The organism is Citrobacter sp. Cf087 (assembly GCF_030334285.1).
GTDB classification, from domain to species: Bacteria; Pseudomonadota; Gammaproteobacteria; order Enterobacterales; family Enterobacteriaceae; genus Citrobacter; species Citrobacter freundii.
Map to the genome: position 1 here is coordinate 161,891 of NZ_JAOWED010000022.1, position 24,215 is coordinate 186,105.

Consider the following 24,215-nt stretch of genomic DNA (forward strand, 5'->3'; position numbering starts at 1 on the left):
ATTAATGAAAGCTTTCGATTTGCACCGTATGGCGCTTGATAAGGTGCCCATGGATTTTCTGGGGGAAGTTGCGTTACGCAGCCTCTACACCTTTATATTGGTTTTTCTGTTTTTAAAAATCACCGGACGTCGCGGCGTACGCCAGATGTCGCTTTTTGAAGTGCTGATCATCCTTACGCTGGGTTCTGCAGCGGGAGACGTGGCATTCTATGACGATGTCCCGATGCTGCCAGTGCTGGTGGTTTTTATTACTCTTGCTGTGCTGTATCGGTTGGTAATGTGGCTAATGGCGCATAGTGAAAAAATGGAGGACCTGCTGGAGGGCAAACCCGTCGTGATCATTGAAGATGGCGAGCTGGCATGGTCAAAGCTCAATAGTGCCAATATGACGGAATTTGAATTCTTTATGGAACTGCGTTTGAACGGCGTGGAGCAATTGGGACAGGTAAAACTGGCTATTCTGGAGACGAATGGACAAATCAGCGTCTACTTCTTTGCCGATGAAGACGTAAAGCCGGGGCTCAGTATTTTACCTAAGCACTGTACGCAACGATTTAAAGTAATGCCTGAAGCAGGGGACTATGCCTGTATACGTTGTAGCGAAGTGGTGCAAATGAACGCCGGAGATCATCAATTATGTCCACGCTGTGCAAATCCAGAATGGTCGAAGGCCAGTCAGGCAAAACGGGTTACCTGACAGCAAAAATCTCGGTTTTTACCCGTCAATCCGATAGATTCTGTTGTGTGACCAATGACACATTTTTACCCTGGTCAGTTTTACCCATTGCGGCGCGTGTCACTGAATGATAAAACCGATATCCACAGGAATAACTTATACCAATGTCTGTCACCGGATTATCGTCAATGACAGGATGTGGATTGGACAACAACACAACGTGGTGAGGGGAAATGGCTCAGGTCTTTAATTTTAGTTCAGGTCCGGCAATGCTACCGGCAGAAGTACTTAAACTGGCTCAACAGGATCTTCGCGACTGGAACGGTCTTGGCACGTCGGTGATGGAAATTAGCCACCGTGGCAAAGAATTCATCCAGGTCGCCGAGGAAGCGGAGCAGGATTTTCGCGATCTTCTTAGCATCCCCTCCAACTATAAAGTGTTGTTCTGCCATGGCGGTGGTCGTGGGCAGTTCGCGGGTATCCCGTTAAATATTCTGGGTGATAAAACCACCGCGGATTACGTCGATGCCGGTTATTGGGCCGCCAGTGCAATTAAAGAAGCGAAAAAATACTGCACGCCAAACGTTATTGATGCCAAAGTCAGCGTTGACGGCCTGCGTGCTGTTAAGCCGATGAGTGAATGGCAGCTTTCTGATAACGCGGCGTACCTGCACTATTGTCCGAACGAAACTATCGATGGCATTGCGATCGATGAAACACCGAATTTTGCCAGCAACGTTGTGGTCACGGCTGATCTGTCCTCTACCATTCTTTCCGCACCGCTTGACGTTAGCCGTTACGGCGTAATTTATGCCGGGGCACAGAAAAACATCGGCCCGGCCGGCCTGACGATTGTCATCGTCCGTGAAGATTTGCTGGGTAAAGCTCATGTATCATGCCCGTCAATCCTCGACTATACCGTGCTGAATGACAACGACTCCATGTTCAATACACCGCCAACCTTTGCCTGGTATCTGTCTGGCTTGGTCTTTAAATGGCTGAAAAAGCAGGGCGGTGTTAATGCAATGGATAAGATTAACCAGCAAAAAGCGGAACTGCTGTACGGCGTAATTGATAACAGCGATTTCTACCGTAACGATGTGGCGAAATCCAACCGTTCACGCATGAACGTACCGTTCCAGTTGGCTGACAGCGCACTGGATAAACTGTTCCTGGAAGAGTCTTTTGCTGCGGGCCTGCACGCGCTGAAAGGGCATCGTGTGGTCGGCGGTATGCGTGCGTCCATCTACAATGCAATGCCGCTTGAAGGTGTAAAAGCACTGACCGATTTCATGGTCGATTTTGAACGCCGTCGCGGCTAATCTGCTGTACTTTTCATCCCCACAGCCCGTCTGTGGGGTTTTTATGTCTGTTTTTGAGAGTCGAGTTTCATGGAATCCCTGACGTTACAACCCATTGCGCGGGTGGATGGCACAATCAATCTGCCTGGATCCAAAAGTGTTTCTAACCGCGCTTTGCTGCTGGCCGCATTAGCCAATGGCACCACTGTCCTGACCAACCTGCTGGACAGCGATGATGTTCGCCATATGCTCAATGCTCTGAATGTGTTAGGGATTAGCTATACCCTTTCTGCTGATCGTACCCGCTGCGAGATTATTGGCAATGGTGGTGCATTACATGCGCAAGGCTCAGTGGAACTGTTCCTTGGTAATGCCGGAACCGCCATGCGCCCGCTGGCCGCAGCGCTATGTCTGGGCAGCAATGACATCGTGCTGACGGGCGAACCGCGCATGAAAGAGCGCCCGATTGGCCATCTGGTTGATGCGCTGCGCCAGGGCGGAGCCAAAATTGACTATCTGGAGCAGGAAAACTATCCACCTTTACGTCTGCGCGGTGGCTTTACCGGTGGCCAGGTTGAGGTAGACGGTAGCGTTTCCAGCCAGTTCCTCACTGCGCTGCTGATGACTGCGCCGCTTGCGCCGCAGGATACGACGATTGCAATTAAAGGTGACCTGGTATCCAAACCTTACATTGATATCACACTGAACCTGATGAAAACGTTTGGTGTTGAAATTGAAAATCAAAACTACCAGCGCTTTGTCGTGAAGGGGCAGCAGCAGTACCAGTCACCGGGTGCATACCTGGTTGAAGGCGATGCTTCTTCCGCTTCCTATTTCCTCGCGGCGGGTGCCATTAAAGGCGGTACGGTAAAAGTTACCGGGATTGGCCGTAACAGCATGCAGGGTGATATTCGTTTTGCCGATGTACTGGAAAAAATGGGTGCTACCATTACATGGGGCGACGATTTTATTGCCTGTACTCGCGGCGAGTTGAACGCAGTGGATATGGATATGAACCATATTCCTGATGCGGCGATGACCATTGCAACGGCGGCGCTGTTTGCGAAAGGCACCACGATATTACGTAATATCTACAACTGGCGCGTCAAAGAGACCGATCGTCTGTTCGCGATGGCGACGGAGTTACGCAAAGTGGGCGCGGAAGTGGAAGAGGGGCATGACTTTATCCGCATCACCCCGCCTGCAACATTGCAATTTGCGGACATCGCGACCTACAACGATCACCGCATGGCGATGTGTTTCTCGCTGGTGGCGCTGTCTGACACGCCTGTGACCATTCTTGATCCAAAATGTACCGCCAAAACCTTCCCGGATTATTTCGAACAGCTGGCGCGTATTAGTACTCCTGCCTGATCTTCACGAAACGCCGGTCCCCGGACTGGCGTTTCGGTGTCCGTAACCGCACTGTTTTTACGCTTACAACTAATGCTAACTTGTGGATGATTTAACTTATTTATTTGTTTTTATTATGAATATCATCGGAAGATTAGCATGAAAAATAAATCACTCTTTTTGGCATTGACTGTTTCCGCTACGTTGCTGGCAGGTTGTAAAAATGGCGTAAATGGCGACCTTGTTGCCAGTTCTGGTATGGCAGCTTATAAAGCTGCGACGCTTACCGACGCTGATGTCAAATCCCTCTCTAACAGCTCATGTAAGCAGATGGATAGTGAAAACCAGCTGGCGGGCGCAAAAAGCAAATACACTAAGCGTCTGAATAAAATTGCGAAAGCGTTGGGTAATAACATTGATGGAACGCCGGTCAACTATAAAGTTTATATGACCAGTGATATCAATGCCTGGGCAATGGCGAATGGATGTGTACGTGTTTATTCGGGCTTGATGGACCTGATGACCGACAATGAAATTGAAGGCGTGCTGGGTCATGAGTTGGGCCATGTTTCTTTAGGGCACTCACGTAAAGCAATGCAGACCGCGTATGCCACACTTGCTGCGCGCGATGCTATTTCTGCGACCAGCGGCGTCGCTTCTCAGCTTTCCCAGTCTCAGTTGGGCGATCTGGCGGAAGGTGTGATTAACTCAGCCTTCTCCCGTAGCCAGGAATCGGATGCGGATGACTTTTCCTATGATTTGCTGAAAAAACGCGGTATTGACCGTCAGGGGTTAGTGACTGCGTTTGATAAGTTTGCCACGATGGACGCAGGCCATGCAAAATCACTGATGGATTCTCATCCGGCATCTGACGATCGCGCTCAGCATATGCGTGAACGTATCGCAGCAGATAAAAAGTAAAACAGTGCCATCTTCCGGGCTGGTTTCTCGCCAGCCCGCTATAATTGCGCAATTCTTCCACATATCGTTACAGACTAATCGGGTTTTTACACTCTGTATTAACGATCATTAGCGTTGGCGCGTATAATGCGCGGCGTTCACGTTAATGTACGCCCGTTTAAGGAGAAAAAGATGACGGCAATTGCCCCGGTTATTACCATTGATGGCCCAAGCGGTGCAGGAAAAGGCACCTTGTGCAAGGCAATGGCGGAAGCATTGCAGTGGCATCTGTTAGATTCAGGCGCGATCTACCGCGTACTGGCGCTCGCAGCGTTACATCACCATGTTGATGTCACTTCTGAAGATGCTCTGGTACCGCTTGCCTCACACCTGGATGTGCGTTTTATCTCAACAGACGGCAACCTTGAAGTCATTCTTGAAGGTGAGGATGTCAGCGGTGAAATACGCACTCAGGAAGTGGCGAATGCCGCCTCTCAGGTCGCGGCGTTTCCTCGCGTGCGTGAAGCGCTTTTACGTCGTCAACGCGCATTTCGCGAAACCCCAGGTCTGATTGCTGATGGACGTGATATGGGGACCGTGGTGTTCCCGGATGCGCCGGTGAAAATTTTTCTGGACGCCTCCTCGCAAGAACGTGCGCATAGACGTATGCTACAGTTGCAGGAGAAGGGCTTTAGTGTTAACTTTGAACGCCTTTTGGCCGAGATCGAAGAACGCGATTATCGCGATCGTAACCGTGCTGTAGCGCCGCTGGTTCCTGCTGCTGATGCTTTAGTTTTGGATTCAACCCGATTAAGCATTGAGCAAGTGATTGAAAAAGCGTTACAATACGCGCGCCAAAAACTGGCTCTCGCTTAAGTGCGACCGAATTTGCAGTACCCCCGTTGCAATGGATTGACAGCGGGTATGTTAAACAACCCCATCCGGCATGGAGCCAGGTGGACGTTAAATATGAAACCTGAAGATTAAACATGACTGAATCTTTTGCTCAACTGTTTGAAGAATCCTTAAAAGAAATCGAAACCCGTCCGGGTTCCATCGTTCGTGGTGTTGTTGTTGCTATCGACAAAGACGTAGTACTGGTTGACGCTGGTCTGAAATCTGAGTCCGCCATTCCGGCAGAGCAGTTCAAAAACGCCCAGGGCGAGCTGGAAATCCAGGTTGGTGACGAAGTTGACGTTGCTCTGGATGCAGTAGAAGACGGCTTCGGTGAAACCCTGCTGTCCCGTGAAAAAGCTAAACGTCACGAAGCTTGGATCACGCTGGAAAAAGCTTACGAAGAAGCTGCAACCGTTACTGGTGTTATCAATGGCAAAGTCAAGGGTGGCTTCACTGTTGAGCTGAATGGTATTCGCGCGTTCCTGCCGGGTTCCCTGGTAGACGTTCGTCCGGTCCGCGACACGCTGCACCTGGAAGGCAAAGAGCTTGAATTCAAAGTAATCAAGTTGGATCAGAAGCGTAACAATGTTGTTGTTTCCCGTCGTGCCGTTATCGAATCCGAAAACAGCGCAGAACGCGATCAGCTGCTGGAAAACCTGCAGGAAGGCATGGAAGTTAAAGGTATCGTTAAGAACCTCACTGACTACGGTGCATTCGTTGATCTGGGTGGCGTTGACGGCCTGCTGCACATCACCGACATGGCATGGAAACGCGTTAAGCATCCGAGCGAAATCGTAAACGTTGGCGACGAAATCACTGTTAAAGTGCTGAAGTTCGACCGCGAGCGTACTCGTGTATCTCTGGGCCTGAAACAGCTGGGCGAAGATCCATGGGTAGCTATCGCTAAGCGTTATCCAGAAGGTACCAAACTGACTGGTCGCGTGACCAACCTGACCGACTACGGCTGCTTCGTTGAAATCGAAGAAGGCGTTGAAGGCCTGGTTCACGTTTCCGAAATGGATTGGACCAACAAAAACATCCACCCGTCCAAAGTTGTTAACGTTGGCGACGTAGTGGAAGTTATGGTTCTGGATATCGACGAAGAACGTCGTCGTATCTCCCTGGGTCTGAAGCAGTGCAAAAACAACCCATGGCAGCAGTTCGCGGAAACCCACAACAAGGGCGACCGTGTTGAAGGTAAAATCAAGTCTATCACTGACTTCGGTATCTTCATCGGCCTGGACGGCGGCATCGACGGCCTGGTTCACCTGTCTGACATCTCCTGGAACGTTGCAGGCGAAGAAGCAGTTCGTGAATACAAAAAAGGCGACGAAATCGCAGCAGTTGTTCTGCAGGTTGACGCAGAGCGTGAGCGTATCTCTCTGGGCGTTAAACAGCTCGCAGAAGATCCGTTCAACAACTGGGTTGCACTGAACAAGAAAGGCGCAATCGTAAACGGTAAAGTCACTGCAGTTGACGCTAAAGGCGCAACCGTAGAACTGGCTGACGGCGTTGAAGGTTACCTGCGCGCTTCTGAAGCTTCACGTGACCGCGTTGAAGATGCAACTCTGGTTCTGAGCGTAGGCGACGACGTTGAAGCTAAATTCACCGGCGTTGATCGTAAGAACCGTGCAATCAGCCTGTCTGTTCGTGCTAAAGACGAAGCTGATGAGAAAGATGCAATCGCAACTGTTAACAAACAGGAAGATGCTAACTTCTCTAACAACGCAATGGCTGAAGCTTTCAAAGCAGCTAAAGGCGAGTAATATCGAGTGCTCTAAATCCTTTGTGCTGTTAACGGCACAAAGGATGACGAGTAGCTTGACAGATTACAGGATTCGTCCTGTAATCAATGACAAAGGGCGGCTACGGCCGCCCTTAATCAATGCAGCAGCTAATTATGCCTTTAAGGAACCGGAGGAATCATGACCAAGTCAGAATTGATTGAAAGACTTGCAACCCAGCAACCTCATATTCCCGCGAAAGCGGTTGAAGATGCAGTTAAAGAGATGCTGGAACATATGGCCTCGACTCTTGCGCAGGGCGAGCGTATTGAAATCCGCGGTTTCGGCAGCTTCTCTTTGCATTACCGCGCACCACGCACCGGACGTAATCCGAAGACCGGCGATAAAGTGGATCTGGAAGGGAAATACGTTCCGCACTTTAAACCAGGTAAAGAACTGCGCGACCGCGCCAATATTTACGGTTAAGTTTTTAGCGAGACTTAACGCCGAGAAAAGCACCCACATGGGTGCTTTTTTCATTTCTGTGCGCCTATCCTGGAATCCTCATCCCAGTTAATTTGTACGTTACAACCCCCACTAAATGTCTGCGGAACTCAGGTCGTATAACGATAAATTGATGCCAGACAATCGTCGAAGAGTACTGCACACTCCCTGTAACAGGGAGGTTATTGATGAAAATAACAACGGTGAGTACGTGTGCATTATTCGGCATTCTCCCACTCATGCTATTACCTACGCTGCCAGGCATGTTGTGTATCGGCATTGTATTTTGTTTGGCATGTCTGCTCTGTTTTCTCCCCCACAAATATATACGTTCCGCCGGACTAACCCTGCTGTTTTTTCTTTGGGGAATCCTGGCTGCGAAAGAGGCTCTGTGGGCCGGTAATACGCTGCCTGCGAAAACCCAGCAAGCCATTGTGCAGATAACCGGAACTGACAATATGACAACGCACTACGGCCAAATCACTCACCTTCAGGGGAGACGAATCTTTCCTGCACAAGGAATCGTCTTGTACGGACAGTATTTACCCGGTGATGTTTGTGCGGGTCAGACATGGGCGATGACGTTGAAAGTCCGCGCCGTACACGGTCAATTAAACGAAGGCGGATTTGATAGCCAGCGTTACGCATTGGCGCAGCATCAACCGTTGACGGGGCGATTCTTACAGGCTTCGGTTATCACACCACAATGCAGTTTGCGTTCGCGATTTCTCGACTCGTTGAAAACGGTACTCGCCGACTATCCCTGGCAGCAGGTCATACTGGGTCTGGGAATGGGTGAGCGCTTGTCCGTGTCACAAGAGGTGAAAACGATTATGCGTGATACCGGCACGGCTCATTTGATGGCTATCTCCGGGCTGCATATTGCGTTTGCTGCACTTCTGGCTGGCGGAATAATTCGCGCGGGACAATTTTTTTTGCCCGCCAGATGGATTTGTTGGCAGGTTCCATTAGTGGGTGGGATTGTCTGCGCCACATTATATGCCTGGCTGACGGGGCTGCAACCCCCGGCATTACGAACGGTTGTTGCGCTGCTAGTCTGGGGGGCGCTAAGACTTAGCAGCAGGCAGTGGAGCGGATGGTCGGTATGGATCTGCTGTCTGGCAGCCATTCTGGTGGTGGATCCTGTTGCCGTTCTTTCGCAAAGTCTATGGTTGTCTGCATCCGCCGTTGCGGCACTGCTGTTCTGGTACCAATGGGTACCGCTCCCGGACTGGCCGCTGTCGCGTGCTGGTCGTCAATTTCTGGCGCTGGCTCATCTGCAATTGGGTATTACGCTTCTGCTTCTTCCCGTACAAATCGCAATGTTTCACGGTTTTAGTCTGACCTCGTTTCCGGCTAATTTGTTTGCCGTCCCTTTGGTCACGTTTGTTTCCGTACCCTTGATATTAGCAGGCATGATCGTGCATTTAGCCGGACTGGTGATGATTGAATCGAATCTGTGGTATTTAGCGGATCGTTCTCTGGCGCTACTATTTTGGGGGCTCAGGAGCCTGCCTGAAGGGTGGATCAATATTGATGCACGCTGGCAATGGCTCGCATTTTTACCCGGAATGATGATTATCGCATGGCGACTAAATATCTTGCGTACGCTACCGGTGGTCTGTTTCTCTGCGCTACTTTTGCTGAGTGGGCCGCTTTGGCGTGCACCGCGTACAGATGTGTGGCAAGTGCATATGCTGGATGTCGGGCAGGGGCTGGCGATGGTGATTGTGCGTAATGGAAAAGCGCTGCTTTACGATACCGGTCTGGCATGGCCTGAAGGTGATAGCGCGCAACAGCTGATTATTCCCTGGTTGCGTTGGCATAATCTGGAGCCGGAAGGGGTCATTTTAAGTCATGAACATATGGATCACCGAGGAGGGTTGCACTCCTTACAACAAGCCTGGCCATCACTATGGATAAGAAGTCCGCTAGGCTGGAAAGGACACCTCCCGTGTTTTCGCGGAGAACGTTGGCAATGGCAAGGGTTAACCTTCAGTGCGCACTGGCCTGTGCTTGGAAATACAGGGCAGGGAAATAACCACTCCTGCGTGGTTAAAGTTGATGATGGGTATCAGAGTGTTCTGCTGACCGGCGATATTGAGTCTCCCGCTGAACAAAAAATGCTAAGTCACTACTGGCAGCATCTGCAGTCTACGGTGATGCAGGTTCCGCATCATGGCAGCAATACTTCATCATCACTGGCACTCATTCAGCGAGTTGACGGGCAGGCCGCACTAGCCTCTGCATCCCGTTACAACGCCTGGCGTCTGCCATCCTGGAAAGTGAAGCAACGTTATCGGAAACAAAATTATCAATGGCTGGATACATCACATCAGGGGCAGATTACGCTGGATTTTTACCAAAAAAACTGGCGAATACACAGCTTGCGGGATCAGATTTTACCTCGTTGGTATCATCAGTGGTTTGGCGTGTCGGAGGATAACGGGTAGAATATGCGGCTATTCTAACAAATGCTGGTTTTTTGAATGCATAACGATAAAGATCTCTCTACGTGGCAGACGTTTCGCCGACTATGGCCAACCATAGCGCCTTTTAAATCGGGTCTGATCGTGGCGGGTATAGCGTTAGTCCTTAACGCGGCCAGCGATACCTTCATGTTATCGCTCCTTAAACCATTACTGGATGATGGTTTTGGTAAAACGGATCGTTCGGTGCTGCTGTGGATGCCGCTGGTGGTCATTGGGCTGATGATAGTTCGTGGCTTAACCAGTTATGTCTCCAGCTACTGTATCTCATGGGTGTCAGGCAAAGTGGTCATGACCATGCGTCGCCGCCTGTTTGGTCATATGATGGGCATGCCAGTCTCCTTTTTTGATAAACAGTCTACAGGTACGCTGTTGTCACGAATTACCTATGATTCAGAGCAGGTCGCGTCATCGTCTTCCGGCGCGCTGATCACCGTGGTACGTGAAGGGGCCTCAATCATTGGCCTGTTTATCATGATGTTCTATTACAGCTGGCAGCTGTCACTGATCCTGATTGTACTGGCGCCAATTGTGTCAGTGGCGATCCGTGTGGTTTCCAAGCGCTTTCGTAGCATCAGTAAAAACATGCAAAACACTATGGGGCAGGTTACGACCAGTGCGGAGCAGATGCTGAAAGGCCACAAAGAAGTTCTGATTTTTGGTGGTCAGGAAGTCGAAACCAAGCGCTTTGATAAGGTCAGCAACAAGATGCGTTTGCAGGGTATGAAGATGGTTTCCGCTTCTTCTATCTCTGACCCTATCATCCAGTTGATTGCGTCTCTGGCTCTGGCCTTCGTGTTATATGCGGCCAGCTTCCCAAGCGTAATGGAAAACCTGACGGCAGGGACAATTACTGTTGTCTTCTCCTCAATGATCGCGCTGATGCGTCCGTTGAAATCGCTGACCAACGTCAACGCGCAGTTCCAGCGCGGTATGGCGGCATGCCAGACCTTATTTACGATTCTGGATAGCGAACAGGAGAAAGATGAAGGTAAACGTGTTATCGAGCGTGCTACCGGCGATCTCGAGTTCCGCAACGTGACTTTCACCTATCCGGGACGTGAAGTACCGGCTCTGCGTAACATCAACCTGAATATTCCCGCGGGTAAAACCGTTGCTCTGGTTGGCCGTTCGGGCTCAGGGAAATCCACCATCGCTAGCCTGATTACGCGCTTCTACGATATTGATGAAGGGCAGATTCTGATGGACGGACACGATCTGCGCGAATATACCCTGGCATCCCTGCGCGATCAGGTTGCGTTGGTTTCGCAGAATGTGCACCTGTTTAACGATACGGTTGCCAACAACATCGCCTACGCGCGTACCGATATGTACAGTCGTGAGCAGATCGAAAAAGCGGCACAGATGGCCTACGCCATGGATTTCATCAACAAGATGGATAATGGTCTGGATACGGTGATTGGTGAAAACGGCGTCCTGCTTTCCGGCGGACAACGTCAGCGTATCGCTATCGCCCGTGCCTTGTTGCGTGACAGTCCAATTCTGATCCTTGATGAAGCAACATCAGCTCTTGATACCGAATCTGAACGTGCGATTCAGTCTGCGCTGGATGAGCTACAGAAAAACCGTACTTCTCTGGTCATTGCTCACCGTCTTTCAACCATTGAACAAGCCGACGAAATCATCGTGGTGGAGGATGGTCTGATTGTCGAACGCGGAACCCATAGCGACCTGATTGAGCAGCGTGGGGTCTATGCGCAATTACACAAAATGCAATTCGGTCAATGATCGCACGTATCTGGTCTGGTGAATCGCCGCTGTGGCGATTGTTACTTCCACTCTCCTGGCTTTATGGCCTGGTGAGTGGCGGGATCCGTCTATGCTACAAGCTTGGGCTGAAACGCGCTTGGCGCGCGCCAGTACCGGTTGTGGTGGTCGGAAACCTTACAGCCGGCGGCAATGGCAAAACACCGGTGGTGATTTGGCTGGTTGAACAACTGCAGCAACGCGGGATTCGCGTGGGCGTGGTGTCGCGTGGTTACGGCGGGAAAGCGGCTGCTTACCCGTTGTTATTGACCGCAGAGACCACTACCGCAGAAGCGGGTGATGAACCTGTGCTGATCGCCCAACGTACCGGCGTGCCGGTAGCGGTATCCCCGGTAAGATCGGATGCGGTAAAAGCCATTTTGGCCCAACATGACGTGCAGATTATTGTGACCGACGATGGGCTACAGCACTATCGTCTGGCGCGAGATGTTGAAATCGTGGTTATTGACGGCGAACGTCGGTTTGGCAATGGCTGGTGGCTTCCCGCTGGTCCAATGCGGGAACGCGCAGGTCGTCTAAAATCGGTGGATGCGACTATTGTTAACGGTGGCGTTGCGCAACCAGGGGAAATCCCTATGCGACTTGAACCGGGGCTGGCCGTTAATTTACGTACAGGCGAACGCCGTGATGTAGCGCAATTGCCCAATATTGTCGCCATGGCGGGCATTGGTCACCCTCCGCGTTTTTTTGCCACGCTGAAAGCATGCGGTGCCAGCGTGCAAAAAAGCATTGCGCTGGCAGACCATCAGTCTCTGACCTACAGTGACGTCAGTGCGTTTGTAAACGCCGGGCAAACGCTGGTGATGACGGAAAAAGATGCGGTTAAGTGCCGGGCATTTGCCGATGAAAACTGGTGGTATTTACCTGTTGACGCACATTTGTCAGGCGATCGGCCTGACATGTTGCTGGATAGCTTAATCTCGCTGACTCGCTAACTGATTCACGCTGCGGCAGCGAATCATTTATGAGGCCATAGATGTCGTTGCCGCACCTTTCTCTGACGGATGCCCGTCATCTTCACCTTGCCGCTCAAGGTCTGCTGAAAAAAACACGCCGTCGGGCAACCCCGGCAGATATTCTCGCGACTATTTCGCGCATGTCGTTACTGCAAATCGATACCATCAATATTGTGGCGCGAAGTCCTTACCTGGTGCTGTTTAGTCGTTTAGGCGATTATTCACCCCAATGGCTGGACGACTCGTTACAGCAGGGCGAACTGATGGAATACTGGGCGCACGAGGCCTGCTTTTTGCCGCGCAGCGATTTTATGCTGATACGTCACCGCATGCTGGCCCCGGAGAATATGGGCTGGAAGTATAAAGCGGCGTGGATGAAAGAACATGCTCATGAAATTGAGCAACTGCTCCAGCACATCCAGCATAACGGACCGGTACGATCTGCTGATTTTGAGCATCCACGTAAGGGGACCAGCGGCTGGTGGGAATGGAAACCGCAGAAGCGTCATCTTGAAGGGCTGTTCACTGCCGGGAAAGTGATGGTGGTGGAACGGCGTAATTTCCAGCGAGTGTATGATTTAACCCATCGCGTCATGCCACACTGGGACGATGAACGCGACCCACTTTCGCAGGAAGATGCTGAAAGCGTCATGCTGGATAACAGCGCCCGCAGTCTGGGGATTTTCCGCGAACAATGGCTGGCAGACTACTATCGCCTGAAGCGCCCGGCGCTAAAAAACTGGTGCAACGAACGGGCGGAACAGCAACAGATTATTCCTGTCGACGTTGAAGGGCTGGGAACGCTGTGGCTGCATAGCCACCTTCAGCCGCTGCTCGAACAGGCGCTGGCGGGCAAATTAACGGCGACCCACAGCGCAGTGTTATCGCCTTTTGATCCGGTGGTTTGGGATCGTAAACGGGCAGAGCAGCTATTCGATTTTAGCTACCGGCTGGAGTGTTACACGCCAGCACCAAAACGTCAGTACGGTTATTTCGTCTTGCCGTTGCTGCACCGCGGGCAGTTGGTTGGGCGAATGGATGCCAAAATGCACCGTAAAACGGGCGTGCTGGACGTGATTTCGCTGTGGTTACAGGATGGGGTTAAGCCTGGGGTGACTTTGCAAAAAGGATTGTTTCAGGCGATTGACGATTTTGCCCGCTGGCAACTGGCAACACGCGTGACGCTGGGACGTTATCCTGAAGGTTTATTTGCTGATGCACGCCATGGTTGGGAAATAGACCCAGCCCATTAAGCGATTATGTTAATATTTACGGATTCACAATCCGGTCCATCTGGAGGAACTATGGATCATCGTCTGCTTGAAATCATTGCCTGCCCGGTATGCAATGGCAAACTCTGGTTTAACCAGGAAAAACAGGAACTGATTTGTAAACTGGATAACCTTGCTTTCCCACTGCGTGATGGCATTCCTGTGTTACTGGAAACCGAAGCCCGCGTTCTGACTGCTGATGAGAGTAAATCATGAGTTTTGTGGTCATTATTCCTGCGCGTTATGCGTCCACTCGTCTGCCGGGCAAGCCGCTACTGGATATCAACGGCAAGCCTATGATCGTGCATGTCCTGGAGCGTGCGCGTGAATCTGGCGCTGAACGTATCATCGTGGCCACCGATCACGAGGATGTCGCTCGCGCGGTAGAAGCGGTGGGGGGGGAAGTGTGCATGACCCGCGCCGATCACCAGTCTGGTACGGAACGCCTGGCGGAAGTCGTCGAGAAATGTGGTTTTAGCGATGATACCGTTATTGTGAACGTACAGGGTGATGAGCCGATGATTCCGGCGGTCATTATTCGCCAGGTGGCTGAGAATCTGGCGCAACGTCAGGTCGGCATGGCGACTCTTGCGGCTCCGATTCACAGTGCGGAAGAGGCATTCAATCCGAATGCGGTAAAAGTCGTTTTGGATGCTGAAGGATATGCGCTCTATTTTTCACGCGCGACCATCCCATGGGATCGCGATCGTTTCGCCAAAAGTCTGGAAACGGTGGGGGACACCTTCCTGCGCCATCTGGGCATTTACGGCTATCGCGCCGGTTTTATTCGCCGCTATGTTAACTGGCAGCCTAGCCCGCTTGAGCATATCGAAATGCTGGAGCAACTGCGAGTGCTGTGGTACGGCGAAAAAATTCACGTTGCCGTCGCAAAAGAAGTCCCGGGTACCGGCGTAGACACTACCGAAGATCTCGAGCGCGTTCGCGCCGAAATGCCTTAGTTTTTCTCACGGCACTCCCCCATATTGATGCGTATTTTTGGGAGGAGTGTCGTATCGTTGCGCTTTCCCTCCACTTTTCTTTTCATCAATTGATCTCATCCGGGTGACATCTGTCTGCCCGACGCTCATTATGAAAGCAGTAGCATTTATGAGGGCAATCTGAAATGGAACAGTTGCGTGCCGAACTCAGCCACCTGCTGGGCGAAAAACTCAGTCGTATAGAATGCGTGAATGAAAAAGTGGATACGGCCCTGTGGTCACTGTACGACAGCCAGGGAAATCCGATGCCGCTGATGGCGAGAAGTTTCACCACGCCAGGTATGGCGCAGCAACTGGCATGGAAAACCTCCATGTTAGCGCGCAGCGGTACGGTGCGTATGCCCGTCATTTACGGGGTCTTGACCCACGAAGAGCATCCCGGCCCCGATGTGTTACTGCTTGAGCGTTTACGGGGTGTGCCGGTGGAAGCGCCAGCCCGAACGCCCGAACGCTGGGAACATTTAAAAGATCAGATCGTAGAAGGTCTGCTGTCATGGCATCGGCAGGATAGCCGTGGCTGCGTGGGAATGGTGGATAACACGCAAGAGAATATCTGGCCATCCTGGTATCGCCAGCGTGTTGAGGTGCTGTGGACCACGTTAAATCAGTTCAACAATACTGGCTTGACGATGCAGGATAAGCGGATCCTGTTTCGTACCCGTGAGTGTTTACCCGCTTTATTTGAAGGATTCAATGATAACTGCGTACTGATCCACGGTAATTTCAGTTTACGTAGCATGCTCAAAGACGCCCGTAGCGATCAGCTACTGGCCATGGTGGGACCGGGGTTGATGCTGTGGGCGCCCAGAGAGTATGAATTGTTCCGTTTAATGGATAACGCGCTGGCGGAAAGCCTGCTTTGGCAATACCTGCAACGCGCGCCCGTGGCGGAGTCCTTCATCTGGCGGCGCTGGCTGTATGTGTTATGGGATGAGGTGGCGCAACTAGTCAACACCGGACGTTTTAATCGCACCAACTTTGATCTGGCAACGAAATCACTGCTGCCGTGGCTCGCCTGAACCTTTTAACCACTGCCAGATGCGACCCAATGTTTCGTAACCAGCGCGATCGCTGTGCATCAACCAGACGGGAGAGGGGATCGCGCGTTCCCACGGATTTAGCGGTGAATCAATTGCTAACTGATTAGCCGGCGCGGGCAACGGGTGTAGTCCAGCCTGTTGGAAGAAAATCATTGCTCGTGGTAAGTGCGATGCGGAGGTCACCAGCAGGAACGGCGCGCTGCCGATGGCCTGCTTAACTGCAGCGGCTTCTTCTTCAGTATCTTTAGGTTTATCCAGCGTGATGATATCACCGGGTGGCACACCCAGTGACTGCGCTACGCGGGCTCCCGCTTCTGCAGTACTGACGTTATTGCTCTTTGCCGCAGCACCGGTAAAGATAAGCTTCGATCCCGGATTAGCACGCCAGAGGCGAATACCTTCATTCAGACGCGGAAGACTGTTGCTGATTAGGTTTGAACTTGGTGCCCACTGAGGATTCCAGGTATACCCTCCGCCCAGCACCACAATGTATTCCACTTTTTGTGTATCCTGCCAGGTTGGATAGCTGTCCTCAATCGGTTTCAGTAGGCTATCAGCGACGGGTTGCAAGCTAAGAAGTAACAGCGCCAGCCAACTCAGGCTAATGCACACTTTCCCTGTTTTTTGAAAGCGACTAAACCAGAGCAGCACCAGGCCTGTACCCATGATAATGAGCATTAGCGGAAGTGGCAGCATCATACCGCCAATCACTTTCTTCAGCGTAAAAAGCATCCTTTTTGGTTCCTTTTTTAACCATACAGCAGGGGATCTGCAGCGATATTACACCAGGAAGGTTCATTCTCGGCGTGGGTGTGACAAAATAGCGGTTTTACTTAGTCACCCTAAAGCCAGCATGTGGAGAGCCTGATGCGGGATCGCAATTTTGATGACATTGCAGAGAAGTTTTCCCGTAACATTTACGGCACCACTAAAGGTCAGCTTCGCCAGACGATCCTCTGGCAGGATCTGGACAAACTTCTTGCCGACTACGCGGGCCAGACATTGCGTGTGCTTGATGCGGGAGGCGGAGAAGGGCAGACAGCCATTCTGATGGCGCAGCGGGGCCATCACGTTACCTTGTGCGATCTTTCTGCTGAGATGGTGGCGCGAGCGCAACGGGCGGCAGAAGAGCAAGGTGTGAGCGACAACATGCATTTTATACATTGTGCCGCTCAGGACATCCCACAGCATTTGGATTCTCAGGTTGATCTGATATTGTTTCATGCTGTGCTGGAATGGGTGGCCGATCCACAAGCCGTCTTAAAAACATTGTGGTCGATGTTACGCCCGGGCGGTGCTTTATCGCTGATGTTCTACAATGCAAATGGCCTGTTGATGCGTAATGTGTTGGTCGGTAATTTCGGCTATGTACAGCAGGGAATGTATAAAAAGAAACGGCGCACGTTGTCTCCCGATTTCCCGCGCGACCCTCAGCAGGTCTATGGCTGGCTGGAGGAGATTGGCTGGGAGATAACCGGTAAAACGGGCGTGAGGGTGTTTCATGATTATCTGCGTGATAAACAAAAACAGCATGACTGTTTTGATGCTTTAACAGAAATAGAAACGCGCTATTGCCGCCAGGAACCGTATATCAGCCTTGGGCGCTATATTCATGTCACCGCGATTAAACGTCCGGCCCGAGCCGCAGATGCAAGGATAACCTATGAGTGAATTTTCCCAGACAGTCCCCGAACTGGTTGCCTGGGCCAGAAAAAATGACTTCTCCATCTCTCTGCCGGTAGACAGACTTTCGTTCCTGCTGGCGGTCGCCACATTGAACGGTGAGCGACTTGACGGTGAGATGAGTGAAGGTGAACTGGTGGATGCGTTCCGCCATGTGAGTGATGCGTTTGAGCAAACCAGCGAAACCATCGGCGTCCGCGCCAACAACGCGATCAACGACATGGTGCGTCAACGTCTGCTGAACCGCTTTACCAGCGAGCAGGCTGAAGGCAACGCCATTTACCGTTTAACGCCGCTCGGGATTGGCATCACAGATTACTATATTCGTCAGCGCGAGTTCTCTACGCTGCGTCTTTCCATGCAACTGTCGATTGTTGCAGGCGAACTGAAGCGCGCGGCGGATGCGGCAGCGGAAGGTGGCGATGAGTTCCACTGGCACCGCAACGTCTATGCGCCATTGAAATACTCGGTGGCGGAGATTTTCGACAGTATCGATCTGACCCAGCGCATCATGGATGAACAGCAGCAGCAGGTAAAAGACGACATCGCACAGTTGCTAAACAAAGACTGGCGGGCGGCGATTTCCAGCTGTGAACTGTTGCTTTCTGAAACGTCTGGTACGCTGCGTGAACTGCAGGATACGCTGGAAGCGGCGGGGGATAAGCTGCAGGCTAACCTGTTACGCATCCAGGACGCCACAATGACGCATGATGATTTGCATTTCGTTGATCGGCTGGTGTTTGATTTACAAAGCAAGCTCGACCGCATTATTAGCTGGGGTCAGCAGTCCATTGACTTATGGATCGGCTACGATCGTCATGTGCATAAATTTATCCGTACCGCGATCGATATGGATAAAAACCGCGTCTTCGCCCAACGTCTGCGTCAGTCCGTGCAGACTTACTTTGACGATCCGTGGGCGCTGACCTATGCCAACGCCGATCGTCTGTTGGATATGCGTGACGAGGAGATGGTGCTGCGTGACGAAGAGGTCACCGGTGAACTTCCGGAAGATCTGGAATATGAAGAATTTAACGAGATCCGTGAACAACTGGCGGCGATCATCGAAGAACAGCTGGCTATCTACAAATCCAGACAAACACCACTGGATCTCGGTTTGGTAGTGCGCGAGTATCTGGCGCAATACCCACGTGCGCGTCATTTCGACGTCGCGCGTATTGTTATCGATCAGGCGGTACGCCTTGGCGTAGCGCAAGCAGACTTCACCGGACTGCCAGCCAAATGGCAGCCGATTAATGATTACGGAGCCAAGGTACAGGCGCATGTCATTGACAAATATTGAACAAGTGATGCCGGTAAAGCTGGCGCAGGCGCTGGCGAATCCGTTATTTCCGGCGCTGGATAGTGCCTTACGTTCGGGCCGCCATATCGGTCTGGATGAACTGGATAATCATGCCTTCCTGATGGATTTTCAGGAATATTTTGAAGAGTTTTACAGCCGCTATAACGTGGAATTGATCCGTGCGCCGGAAGGGTTCTTTTACCTTCGTCCGCGTTCAACGACGCTCATTCCGCGTTCGGTCCTGTCTGAACTGGACATGATGGTGGGTAAAATTCTTTGCTATCTCTATCTCAGCCCGGAACGCCTGGCGAACGAAGGGATTTTTACCCAGCAAGAGCTGTATGACGAGCTGTTAACGCTGGCGGATGAAGCCAAACTGCTGAAGCTGGTGAACAACCGTTCAACCGGTTCTGACGTTGACCGCCAGAAGCTACAGGAAAAAGTGCGTTCTTCGCTCAACCGCTTGCGCCGCTTAGGCATGGTGTGGTTTCTGGGCCACGACAGCAGCAAATTCCGTATTACGGAATCTGTCTTCCGCTTTGGCGCGGATGTGCGTAGCGGTGACGATCCGCGTGAAGCACAGCGTCGCTTAATTCGTGATGGTGAAGCGATGGCGGTCGAGAACCGTCTGCAGCTCAACGATGAGCCCGAAGAGAATCAGCCGGACAGTGGAGAAGAAGAATAATGATTGAACGCGGTAAATTTCGCTCACTTACGCTGATTAACTGGAATGGTTTTTTTGCCCGTACGTTTGATCTCGATGAGCTGGTCACCACGCTGTCCGGTGGTAACGGTGCGGGTAAATCCACCACCATGGCGGCATTTGTTACGGCGCTCATTCCGGACTTAACCCTGCTGCATTTCCGTAACACCACCGAAGCTGGTGCAACCAGCGGTTCACGTGATAAAGGTCTGCACGGTAAGCTGAAAGCAGGGGTCTGTTACTCAATGCTCGACGTCCTCAACTCGCGTCATCAGCGCGTGGTCGTGGGTGTGCGTCTGCAACAGGTTGCGGGTCGTGATCGCAAAGTGGATATCAAACCGTTTGCCATTCAGGGGCTGCCGATGTCGGTACAGCCAACCCAACTGGTGACGGAAACGCTGAACGAACGCCAGGCGCGCGTACTGTCTCTACCTGAGCTGAAAGAGAAGCTTGATGAGATGGAAGGTGTGCAGTTTAAGCAGTTCAACTCAATAACCGATTATCATTCGCTGATGTTCGATCTGGGCATCATTGCCCGTCGTCTGCGCTCCGCGTCTGATCGTAGTAAATTCTACCGTCTGATTGAAGCCTCGCTGTACGGCGGGATCTCCAGCGCCATTACCCGTTCACTGCGTGACTACCTGCTGCCGGAAAACGGCGGCGTACGTAAAGCGTTCCAGGATATGGAAGCCGCGCTGCGTGAAAACCGCATGACGCTGGAAGCGATTCGTGTAACCCAGTCTGACCGCGACCTGTTTAAGCATTTGATCAGCGAAGCGACCAACTATGTGGCTGCGGATTATATGCGCCACGCCAACGAACGTCGTATCCATCTGGATAAAGCACTGGAATATCGTCGTGAACTGTATACCTCACGTAAGCAGCTGGCGGCAGAGCAGTACAAGCACGTGGATATGGCGCGTGAACTGGGCGAGCATAACGGCGCCGAAGGCGATCTGGAAGCCGATTATCAGGCCGCGAGCGATCACCTGAATCTGGTGCAAACCGCGCTGCGTCAGCAGGAAAAAATTGAACGCTACGAAGCGGATCTCGAAGAACTGCAGATCCGTCTTGAAGAACAAAATGAGGTGGTTGCGGAAGCCGTTGACCACCAGGATGAAAACGAAGCCCGCGCGGAAGCCGCCGAACTGGAAGTGGATGAGCTGAAAAGCCAGCTTGCCGATTACCAGCAGGCGCTGGACGTCCAGCAGACGCGAGCCATCCAGTATACCCAGGCGATTCAGGCCCTAAATCGGGCGAAAGAGCTCTGCCACCTACCAGATCTGACAGCCGACAGCGCCGCAGAATGGCTGGAGACTTTCCAGGCCAAAGAGCAGGAAGCCACTGAAAAGCTGCTAACGCTTGAACAAAAAATGAGCGTGGCGCAAACCGCGCATAGCCAGTTCGAACAGGCTTATCAGCTGGTGGCGGCTATCAACGGCCCGCTGGCACGTAGTGAAGCCTGGAGCGTGGCGCGTGAACTGCTGCGCGAAGGCGTTGAACAGCGCCACCTGGCGGAACAGGTTCAGCCATTGCGTATGCGACTGAGCGAACTGGAGCAGCGTCTGCGCGAACAGCAGGATGCCGAGCGTCTGCTGGCCGAATTCTGCAAGCGTCAGGGTAAACAGTTTGATATCGATGAGCTGGAAGCGCTGCACCAGGAACTGGAAGCGCGCATCGCCGCCTTGTCGGACAGCGTCTCGTCTGCCAGCGAACAGCGTATGACGCTGCGTCAGGAACAGGAACAGCTACAATCCCGTATTCAGCATTTAATGAAGCGGGCACCTGTCTGGCTGGCTGCGCAAAATAGCCTGAATCAGCTTAGCGAGCAGTGTGGCGAAGAGTTTACCTCCAGCCAGGATGTGACCGAGTATCTGCAACAATTGCTGGAGCGCGAGCGTGAGGCCATTGTTGAGCGTGATGAAGTCGGTGCACGTAAAAATGCGGTTGATGAAGAGATTGAACGTTTAAGTCAGCCGGGCGGTGCGGAAGATCAGCGTCTGAACGCGCTAGCTGAACGCTTTGGCGGCGTGCTGCTGTCAGAAATTTATGATGACGTTAGCCTTGAAGATGCCCCGTACTTCTCTGCGCTGTACGGTCCTTCGCGCCATGCCATCGTGGTACCAGATCTATCACTAATTACCGAACAGCTTGAAGGGCTGACGGATTGCCCGGAAGATCTCTATTTCATCGAAGGGGATCCGCAGTCGTTTGATGATAGCGTCTTCAGCGTTGATGAACTGGAAAATGCGGTGGTGGTGAAAACCGCCGAGCGTCAATGGCGTTATTCCCGCTTCCCGAAGGTGCCTATTTTTGGTCGTGCCGCGCGCGAAAGCCGTATCGAAACCCTGCATGCCGAGCGTGAAGGGCTGTCTGAACGTTTCGCCACGCTCTCCTTTGATGTACAGAAAACCCAGCGTCTGCATCAGGCGTTCAGCCGCTTTATCGGCAGCCATCTGTCGGTGGCGTTTGAAGCCGATCCAGAAGCGGAAATTCGCCAACTGAATAGCCGTCGCGTTGAACTGGAACGTGCGCTGACCAATCATGAAAATGATAATCAGCAAAGCCGTATGCAGTTTGAACAGGCGAAAGAGGGCGTCTCCGCGCTGAACCGACTGCTGCCGCGCTTGAATCTGCTGGCAGATGACACGCTGGCCGATCGCGTGGACGAAATTCGCGAGCGTCTGGATGAAGCTCAGGAAGCCGCGCGTTTTGTACAGCAACATGGTAATCAGTTGGCGAAACTGGAACCTATTGTTTCAGTTCTGCAAAATGACCCTGAGCAGTTTGAACAGCTGAAGGAAGACTATACGTATTCCCAGCAGATGCAGCGCGACGCACGTCAGCAGGCTTTTGCGCTGACTGAAGTCGTACAGCGTCGGGCGCACTTTAGTTATTCCGACTCAGCCGAAATGCTGAGCGGTAATAGCGATCTGAACGAAAAATTGCGTGAACGCCTGGAACAGGCGGAAGCCGAACGTACCCGCGCTCGTGAAGCGCTGCGTAGTCATGCTGCACAGTTAAGCCAGTACAACCAGGTCATGGCATCGCTAAAAAGCTCCTATGACACCAAAAAAGAGCTGCTTAATGATTTACAACGTGAACTGCAGGATATTGGCGTTCGTGCGGACAGCGGTGCCGAAGAGCGCGCGCGTATCCGTCGTGACGAACTGCATGCGCAGCTCAGCAACAACCGTGCACGCCGCAACCAACTTGAGAAAGCACTGACCTTCTGCGAAGCGGAGATGGAAAACCTGACCCGCAGACTGCGCAAGCTGGAACGTGATTATCATGAAATGCGTGAGCAGGTAGTCACCGCCAAAGCCGGCTGGTGTGCAGTCATGCGGATGGTGAAAGATAACGGTGTGGAACGTCGTCTGCACCGTCGCGAGTTGGCCTATCTTTCCGGTGACGAACTGCGTTCGATGTCGGATAAGGCGCTCGGTGCACTACGTCTGGCGGTTGCGGATAACGAACACCTGCGCGATGTGTTGCGTATGTCTGAAGATCCAAAACGCCCAGAGCGCAAAATCCAGTTCTTCGTCGCGGTTTACCAGCATCTGCGTGAACGTATTCGCCAGGATATTATCCGTACCGACGATCCGGTTGAAGCCATCGAACAGATGGAGATTGAGCTGAGCCGTCTGACGGAAGAGCTAACCTCTCGTGAACAGAAACTGGCGATCAGCTCTCGCAGCGTGGCGAACATTATTCGTAAGACCATTCAGCGTGAACAGAACCGTATTCGCATGCTGAACCAGGGGCTGCAAAGTGTGTCGTTTGGCCAGGTTAACAGCGTTCGCCTGAACGTCAATGTGCGTGAAACGCATGCTACCTTGCTGGACGTACTTTCAGAGCAGCATGAACAGCATCAGGATCTGTTTAACAGCAATCGCCTGACCTTCTCAGAAGCGCTGGCGAAGCTGTATCAGCGTCTGAATCCGCAGATCGACATGGGGCAACGCACGCCGCAAACCATTGGTGAAGAGCTGCTGGACTATCGTAACTATCTGGAAATGGAAGTTGAGGTTAACCGTGGCTCTGACGGCTGGCTGCGTGCTGAATCTGGCGCGCTGTCAACGGGTGAAGCGATCGGGACCGGGATGTCTATTCTGGTGATGGTGGTGCAAAGCTGGGAAGATGAAGGTCGCAGATTGCGCGGGAAAGACATCTCTCCTTGCCGCCTGCTGTTCCTTGATGAAGCAGCACGACTCGATGCGCGTTCTATTGCGACTCTGTTTGAGCTGTGTGAGCGTTTGCAGATGCAGCTGATTATCGCTGCGCCGGAAAACATCAGCCCAGAGAAAGGCACGACCTACAAACTGGTGCGTAAAGTCTTCCAGAACACCGAGCACGTTCATGTGGTGGGGCTGCGCGGATTTGCGCCTCAGTTACCGGAACCACTGCCGGGGACTGAAGATGCCTCCTCGCAGGCAAGCTAAATAGAAAGGCGGTCATTTGACCGCCTTTCTTCTTTTCCGAAAAGTCTCAATTGCAGGTGCAATTTCTTTTAACTTCTTTACATTATACCAGGTAAAACATTGGCGAAGTTTATATACTGAAGATAAGCCTGACGGGTATGCAGGCTTACTCGTCATACTTCAGTTGTATTGGCGTCTACAGGCGTTG

At 52.1% G+C, this 24,215-nt stretch carries 19 protein-coding genes; 18 read left to right on the forward strand and 1 reads right to left on the reverse strand.

The window, feature by feature from the left end; genetic code table 11:
* Positions 1-4: 4 nt before the first annotated feature.
* The 14 genes from OGV57_RS02750 to OGV57_RS02815 all read left to right on the forward strand — a co-directional run bounded on the left by OGV57_RS02750 (position 5) and on the right by OGV57_RS02815 (position 15,876).
* Positions 5-697: a DUF421 domain-containing protein gene (locus OGV57_RS02750; RefSeq protein WP_054528231.1), complete on the forward strand. Its 693-nt coding sequence runs from the start codon at positions 5-7 to the stop codon at positions 695-697.
* Between the two features lie 212 nt (positions 698-909).
* Positions 910-1,998, forward strand: a complete 1,089-nt coding sequence (gene serC, locus OGV57_RS02755) for a 3-phosphoserine/phosphohydroxythreonine transaminase (RefSeq protein ID WP_016149863.1) — start codon at positions 910-912, stop codon at positions 1,996-1,998.
* 69 nt (positions 1,999-2,067) lie between these two features.
* On the forward strand, positions 2,068-3,351 hold the full coding sequence (gene aroA, locus OGV57_RS02760) for a 3-phosphoshikimate 1-carboxyvinyltransferase (RefSeq protein WP_054528232.1): 1,284 nt from the start codon (positions 2,068-2,070) through the stop codon (positions 3,349-3,351).
* Positions 3,352-3,489: 138 nt separating this feature from the next.
* Positions 3,490-4,251 (forward strand): metalloprotease LoiP, encoded by a 762-nt coding sequence (gene loiP, locus OGV57_RS02765; RefSeq protein ID WP_049001090.1) that lies wholly within the window; start codon positions 3,490-3,492, stop codon positions 4,249-4,251.
* Positions 4,252-4,422: 171 nt separating this feature from the next.
* Complete coding sequence (cmk, locus tag OGV57_RS02770) at positions 4,423-5,106, forward strand: (d)CMP kinase (protein WP_003035772.1); 684 nt, start codon at positions 4,423-4,425, stop codon at positions 5,104-5,106.
* Between the two features lie 113 nt (positions 5,107-5,219).
* Positions 5,220-6,893, forward strand: coding sequence for a 30S ribosomal protein S1 (rpsA, locus tag OGV57_RS02775; RefSeq protein ID WP_003035776.1), 1,674 nt, complete (start codon positions 5,220-5,222; stop codon positions 6,891-6,893).
* Positions 6,894-7,052: 159 nt separating this feature from the next.
* On the forward strand, positions 7,053-7,337 hold the full coding sequence (gene ihfB / locus OGV57_RS02780) for an integration host factor subunit beta (RefSeq protein ID WP_003035780.1): 285 nt from the start codon (positions 7,053-7,055) through the stop codon (positions 7,335-7,337).
* Positions 7,338-7,543: 206 nt separating this feature from the next.
* A complete protein-coding gene (locus OGV57_RS02785; protein ID WP_054528233.1) occupies positions 7,544-9,808 on the forward strand; it encodes a ComEC family protein in 2,265 nt (754 codons plus the stop codon).
* Positions 9,809-9,844: 36 nt separating this feature from the next.
* Positions 9,845-11,593, forward strand: a complete 1,749-nt coding sequence (msbA, locus tag OGV57_RS02790) for a lipid A ABC transporter ATP-binding protein/permease MsbA (RefSeq protein ID WP_003035784.1) — start codon at positions 9,845-9,847, stop codon at positions 11,591-11,593.
* Positions 11,590-12,567, forward strand: coding sequence for a tetraacyldisaccharide 4'-kinase (lpxK, locus tag OGV57_RS02795; RefSeq protein ID WP_044712540.1), 978 nt, complete (start codon positions 11,590-11,592; stop codon positions 12,565-12,567). The genes msbA and lpxK overlap by 4 nt, the downstream gene beginning before the upstream one ends.
* Before the next feature lie 41 nt (positions 12,568-12,608).
* The gene (locus tag OGV57_RS02800; RefSeq protein ID WP_044712538.1) at positions 12,609-13,841 is read left to right on the forward strand and encodes a winged helix-turn-helix domain-containing protein; all 1,233 of its coding nucleotides are present in this window, start codon (positions 12,609-12,611) and stop codon (positions 13,839-13,841) included.
* A gap of 51 nt (positions 13,842-13,892) precedes the next feature.
* Positions 13,893-14,075, forward strand: a complete 183-nt coding sequence (ycaR, locus tag OGV57_RS02805) for a protein YcaR (protein ID WP_003035793.1) — start codon at positions 13,893-13,895, stop codon at positions 14,073-14,075.
* A complete protein-coding gene (gene kdsB / locus OGV57_RS02810) occupies positions 14,072-14,818 on the forward strand; it encodes a 3-deoxy-manno-octulosonate cytidylyltransferase (protein ID WP_003035796.1) in 747 nt (248 codons plus the stop codon). Before ycaR ends, kdsB begins: the two co-directional genes overlap by 4 nt.
* A 164-nt stretch (positions 14,819-14,982) precedes the next feature.
* The gene (locus OGV57_RS02815; RefSeq protein WP_003035798.1) at positions 14,983-15,876 is read left to right on the forward strand and encodes a YcbJ family phosphotransferase; all 894 of its coding nucleotides are present in this window, start codon (positions 14,983-14,985) and stop codon (positions 15,874-15,876) included.
* Here the strand turns inward: OGV57_RS02815 and elyC are convergent.
* On the reverse strand, positions 15,853-16,629 hold the full coding sequence (gene elyC, locus OGV57_RS02820; protein WP_032936335.1) for an envelope biogenesis factor ElyC: 777 nt from the start codon (positions 16,627-16,629) through the stop codon (positions 15,853-15,855). The two genes, OGV57_RS02815 and elyC, sit on opposite strands and share 24 nt — an antisense overlap.
* A 135-nt stretch (positions 16,630-16,764) precedes the next feature.
* Between elyC and cmoM the strand changes: the two genes are divergently transcribed.
* The 4 genes from cmoM to mukB are packed head-to-tail and all read left to right on the forward strand — an operon-like array spanning position 16,765 to position 24,028.
* Positions 16,765-17,568 carry a tRNA uridine 5-oxyacetic acid(34) methyltransferase CmoM gene (cmoM, locus tag OGV57_RS02825; protein WP_003035803.1) on the forward strand — a complete coding sequence of 268 codons (804 nt, stop codon included), beginning with the start codon at positions 16,765-16,767 and terminating at the stop codon, positions 17,566-17,568.
* Positions 17,561-18,883, forward strand: a complete 1,323-nt coding sequence (gene mukF, locus OGV57_RS02830) for a chromosome partition protein MukF (protein WP_003836877.1) — start codon at positions 17,561-17,563, stop codon at positions 18,881-18,883. The genes cmoM and mukF overlap by 8 nt, the downstream gene beginning before the upstream one ends.
* Complete coding sequence (gene mukE / locus OGV57_RS02835) at positions 18,864-19,568, forward strand: chromosome partition protein MukE (RefSeq protein WP_003035809.1); 705 nt, start codon at positions 18,864-18,866, stop codon at positions 19,566-19,568. The genes mukF and mukE overlap by 20 nt, the downstream gene beginning before the upstream one ends.
* Complete coding sequence (gene mukB, locus OGV57_RS02840) at positions 19,568-24,028, forward strand: chromosome partition protein MukB (RefSeq protein WP_071684546.1); 4,461 nt, start codon at positions 19,568-19,570, stop codon at positions 24,026-24,028. The genes mukE and mukB overlap by 1 nt, the downstream gene beginning before the upstream one ends.
* Positions 24,029-24,215 lie beyond the last annotated feature (187 nt).

Bases quoted from the DNA above. Each gene is read 5' to 3' on its own strand.
- kdsB (WP_003035796.1), top strand. From the start codon at position 14,072: ATGAGTTTTGTGGTCATTATTCCTGCGCGTTATGCGTCCACTCGTCTG.
- ycaR (WP_003035793.1), top strand. From the start codon at position 13,893: ATGGATCATCGTCTGCTTGAAATCATTGCCTGCCCGGTATGCAATGGC.
- elyC (WP_032936335.1), bottom strand. From the start codon at position 16,629: ATGCTTTTTACGCTGAAGAAAGTGATTGGCGGTATGATGCTGCCACTT.
- mukE (WP_003035809.1), top strand. From the start codon at position 18,864: ATGTCATTGACAAATATTGAACAAGTGATGCCGGTAAAGCTGGCGCAG.
- mukF (WP_003836877.1), top strand. From the start codon at position 17,561: ATGAGTGAATTTTCCCAGACAGTCCCCGAACTGGTTGCCTGGGCCAGA.
- ihfB (WP_003035780.1), top strand. From the start codon at position 7,053: ATGACCAAGTCAGAATTGATTGAAAGACTTGCAACCCAGCAACCTCAT.
- loiP (WP_049001090.1), top strand. From the start codon at position 3,490: ATGAAAAATAAATCACTCTTTTTGGCATTGACTGTTTCCGCTACGTTG.
- OGV57_RS02785 (WP_054528233.1), top strand. From the start codon at position 7,544: ATGAAAATAACAACGGTGAGTACGTGTGCATTATTCGGCATTCTCCCA.
- rpsA (WP_003035776.1), top strand. From the start codon at position 5,220: ATGACTGAATCTTTTGCTCAACTGTTTGAAGAATCCTTAAAAGAAATC.
- OGV57_RS02815 (WP_003035798.1), top strand. From the start codon at position 14,983: ATGGAACAGTTGCGTGCCGAACTCAGCCACCTGCTGGGCGAAAAACTC.
- cmoM (WP_003035803.1), top strand. From the start codon at position 16,765: ATGCGGGATCGCAATTTTGATGACATTGCAGAGAAGTTTTCCCGTAAC.
- OGV57_RS02800 (WP_044712538.1), top strand. From the start codon at position 12,609: ATGTCGTTGCCGCACCTTTCTCTGACGGATGCCCGTCATCTTCACCTT.
- OGV57_RS02750 (WP_054528231.1), top strand. From the start codon at position 5: ATGAAAGCTTTCGATTTGCACCGTATGGCGCTTGATAAGGTGCCCATG.
- serC (WP_016149863.1), top strand. From the start codon at position 910: ATGGCTCAGGTCTTTAATTTTAGTTCAGGTCCGGCAATGCTACCGGCA.
- msbA (WP_003035784.1), top strand. From the start codon at position 9,845: ATGCATAACGATAAAGATCTCTCTACGTGGCAGACGTTTCGCCGACTA.
- lpxK (WP_044712540.1), top strand. From the start codon at position 11,590: ATGATCGCACGTATCTGGTCTGGTGAATCGCCGCTGTGGCGATTGTTA.
- cmk (WP_003035772.1), top strand. From the start codon at position 4,423: ATGACGGCAATTGCCCCGGTTATTACCATTGATGGCCCAAGCGGTGCA.
- aroA (WP_054528232.1), top strand. From the start codon at position 2,068: ATGGAATCCCTGACGTTACAACCCATTGCGCGGGTGGATGGCACAATC.
- mukB (WP_071684546.1), top strand. From the start codon at position 19,568: ATGATTGAACGCGGTAAATTTCGCTCACTTACGCTGATTAACTGGAAT.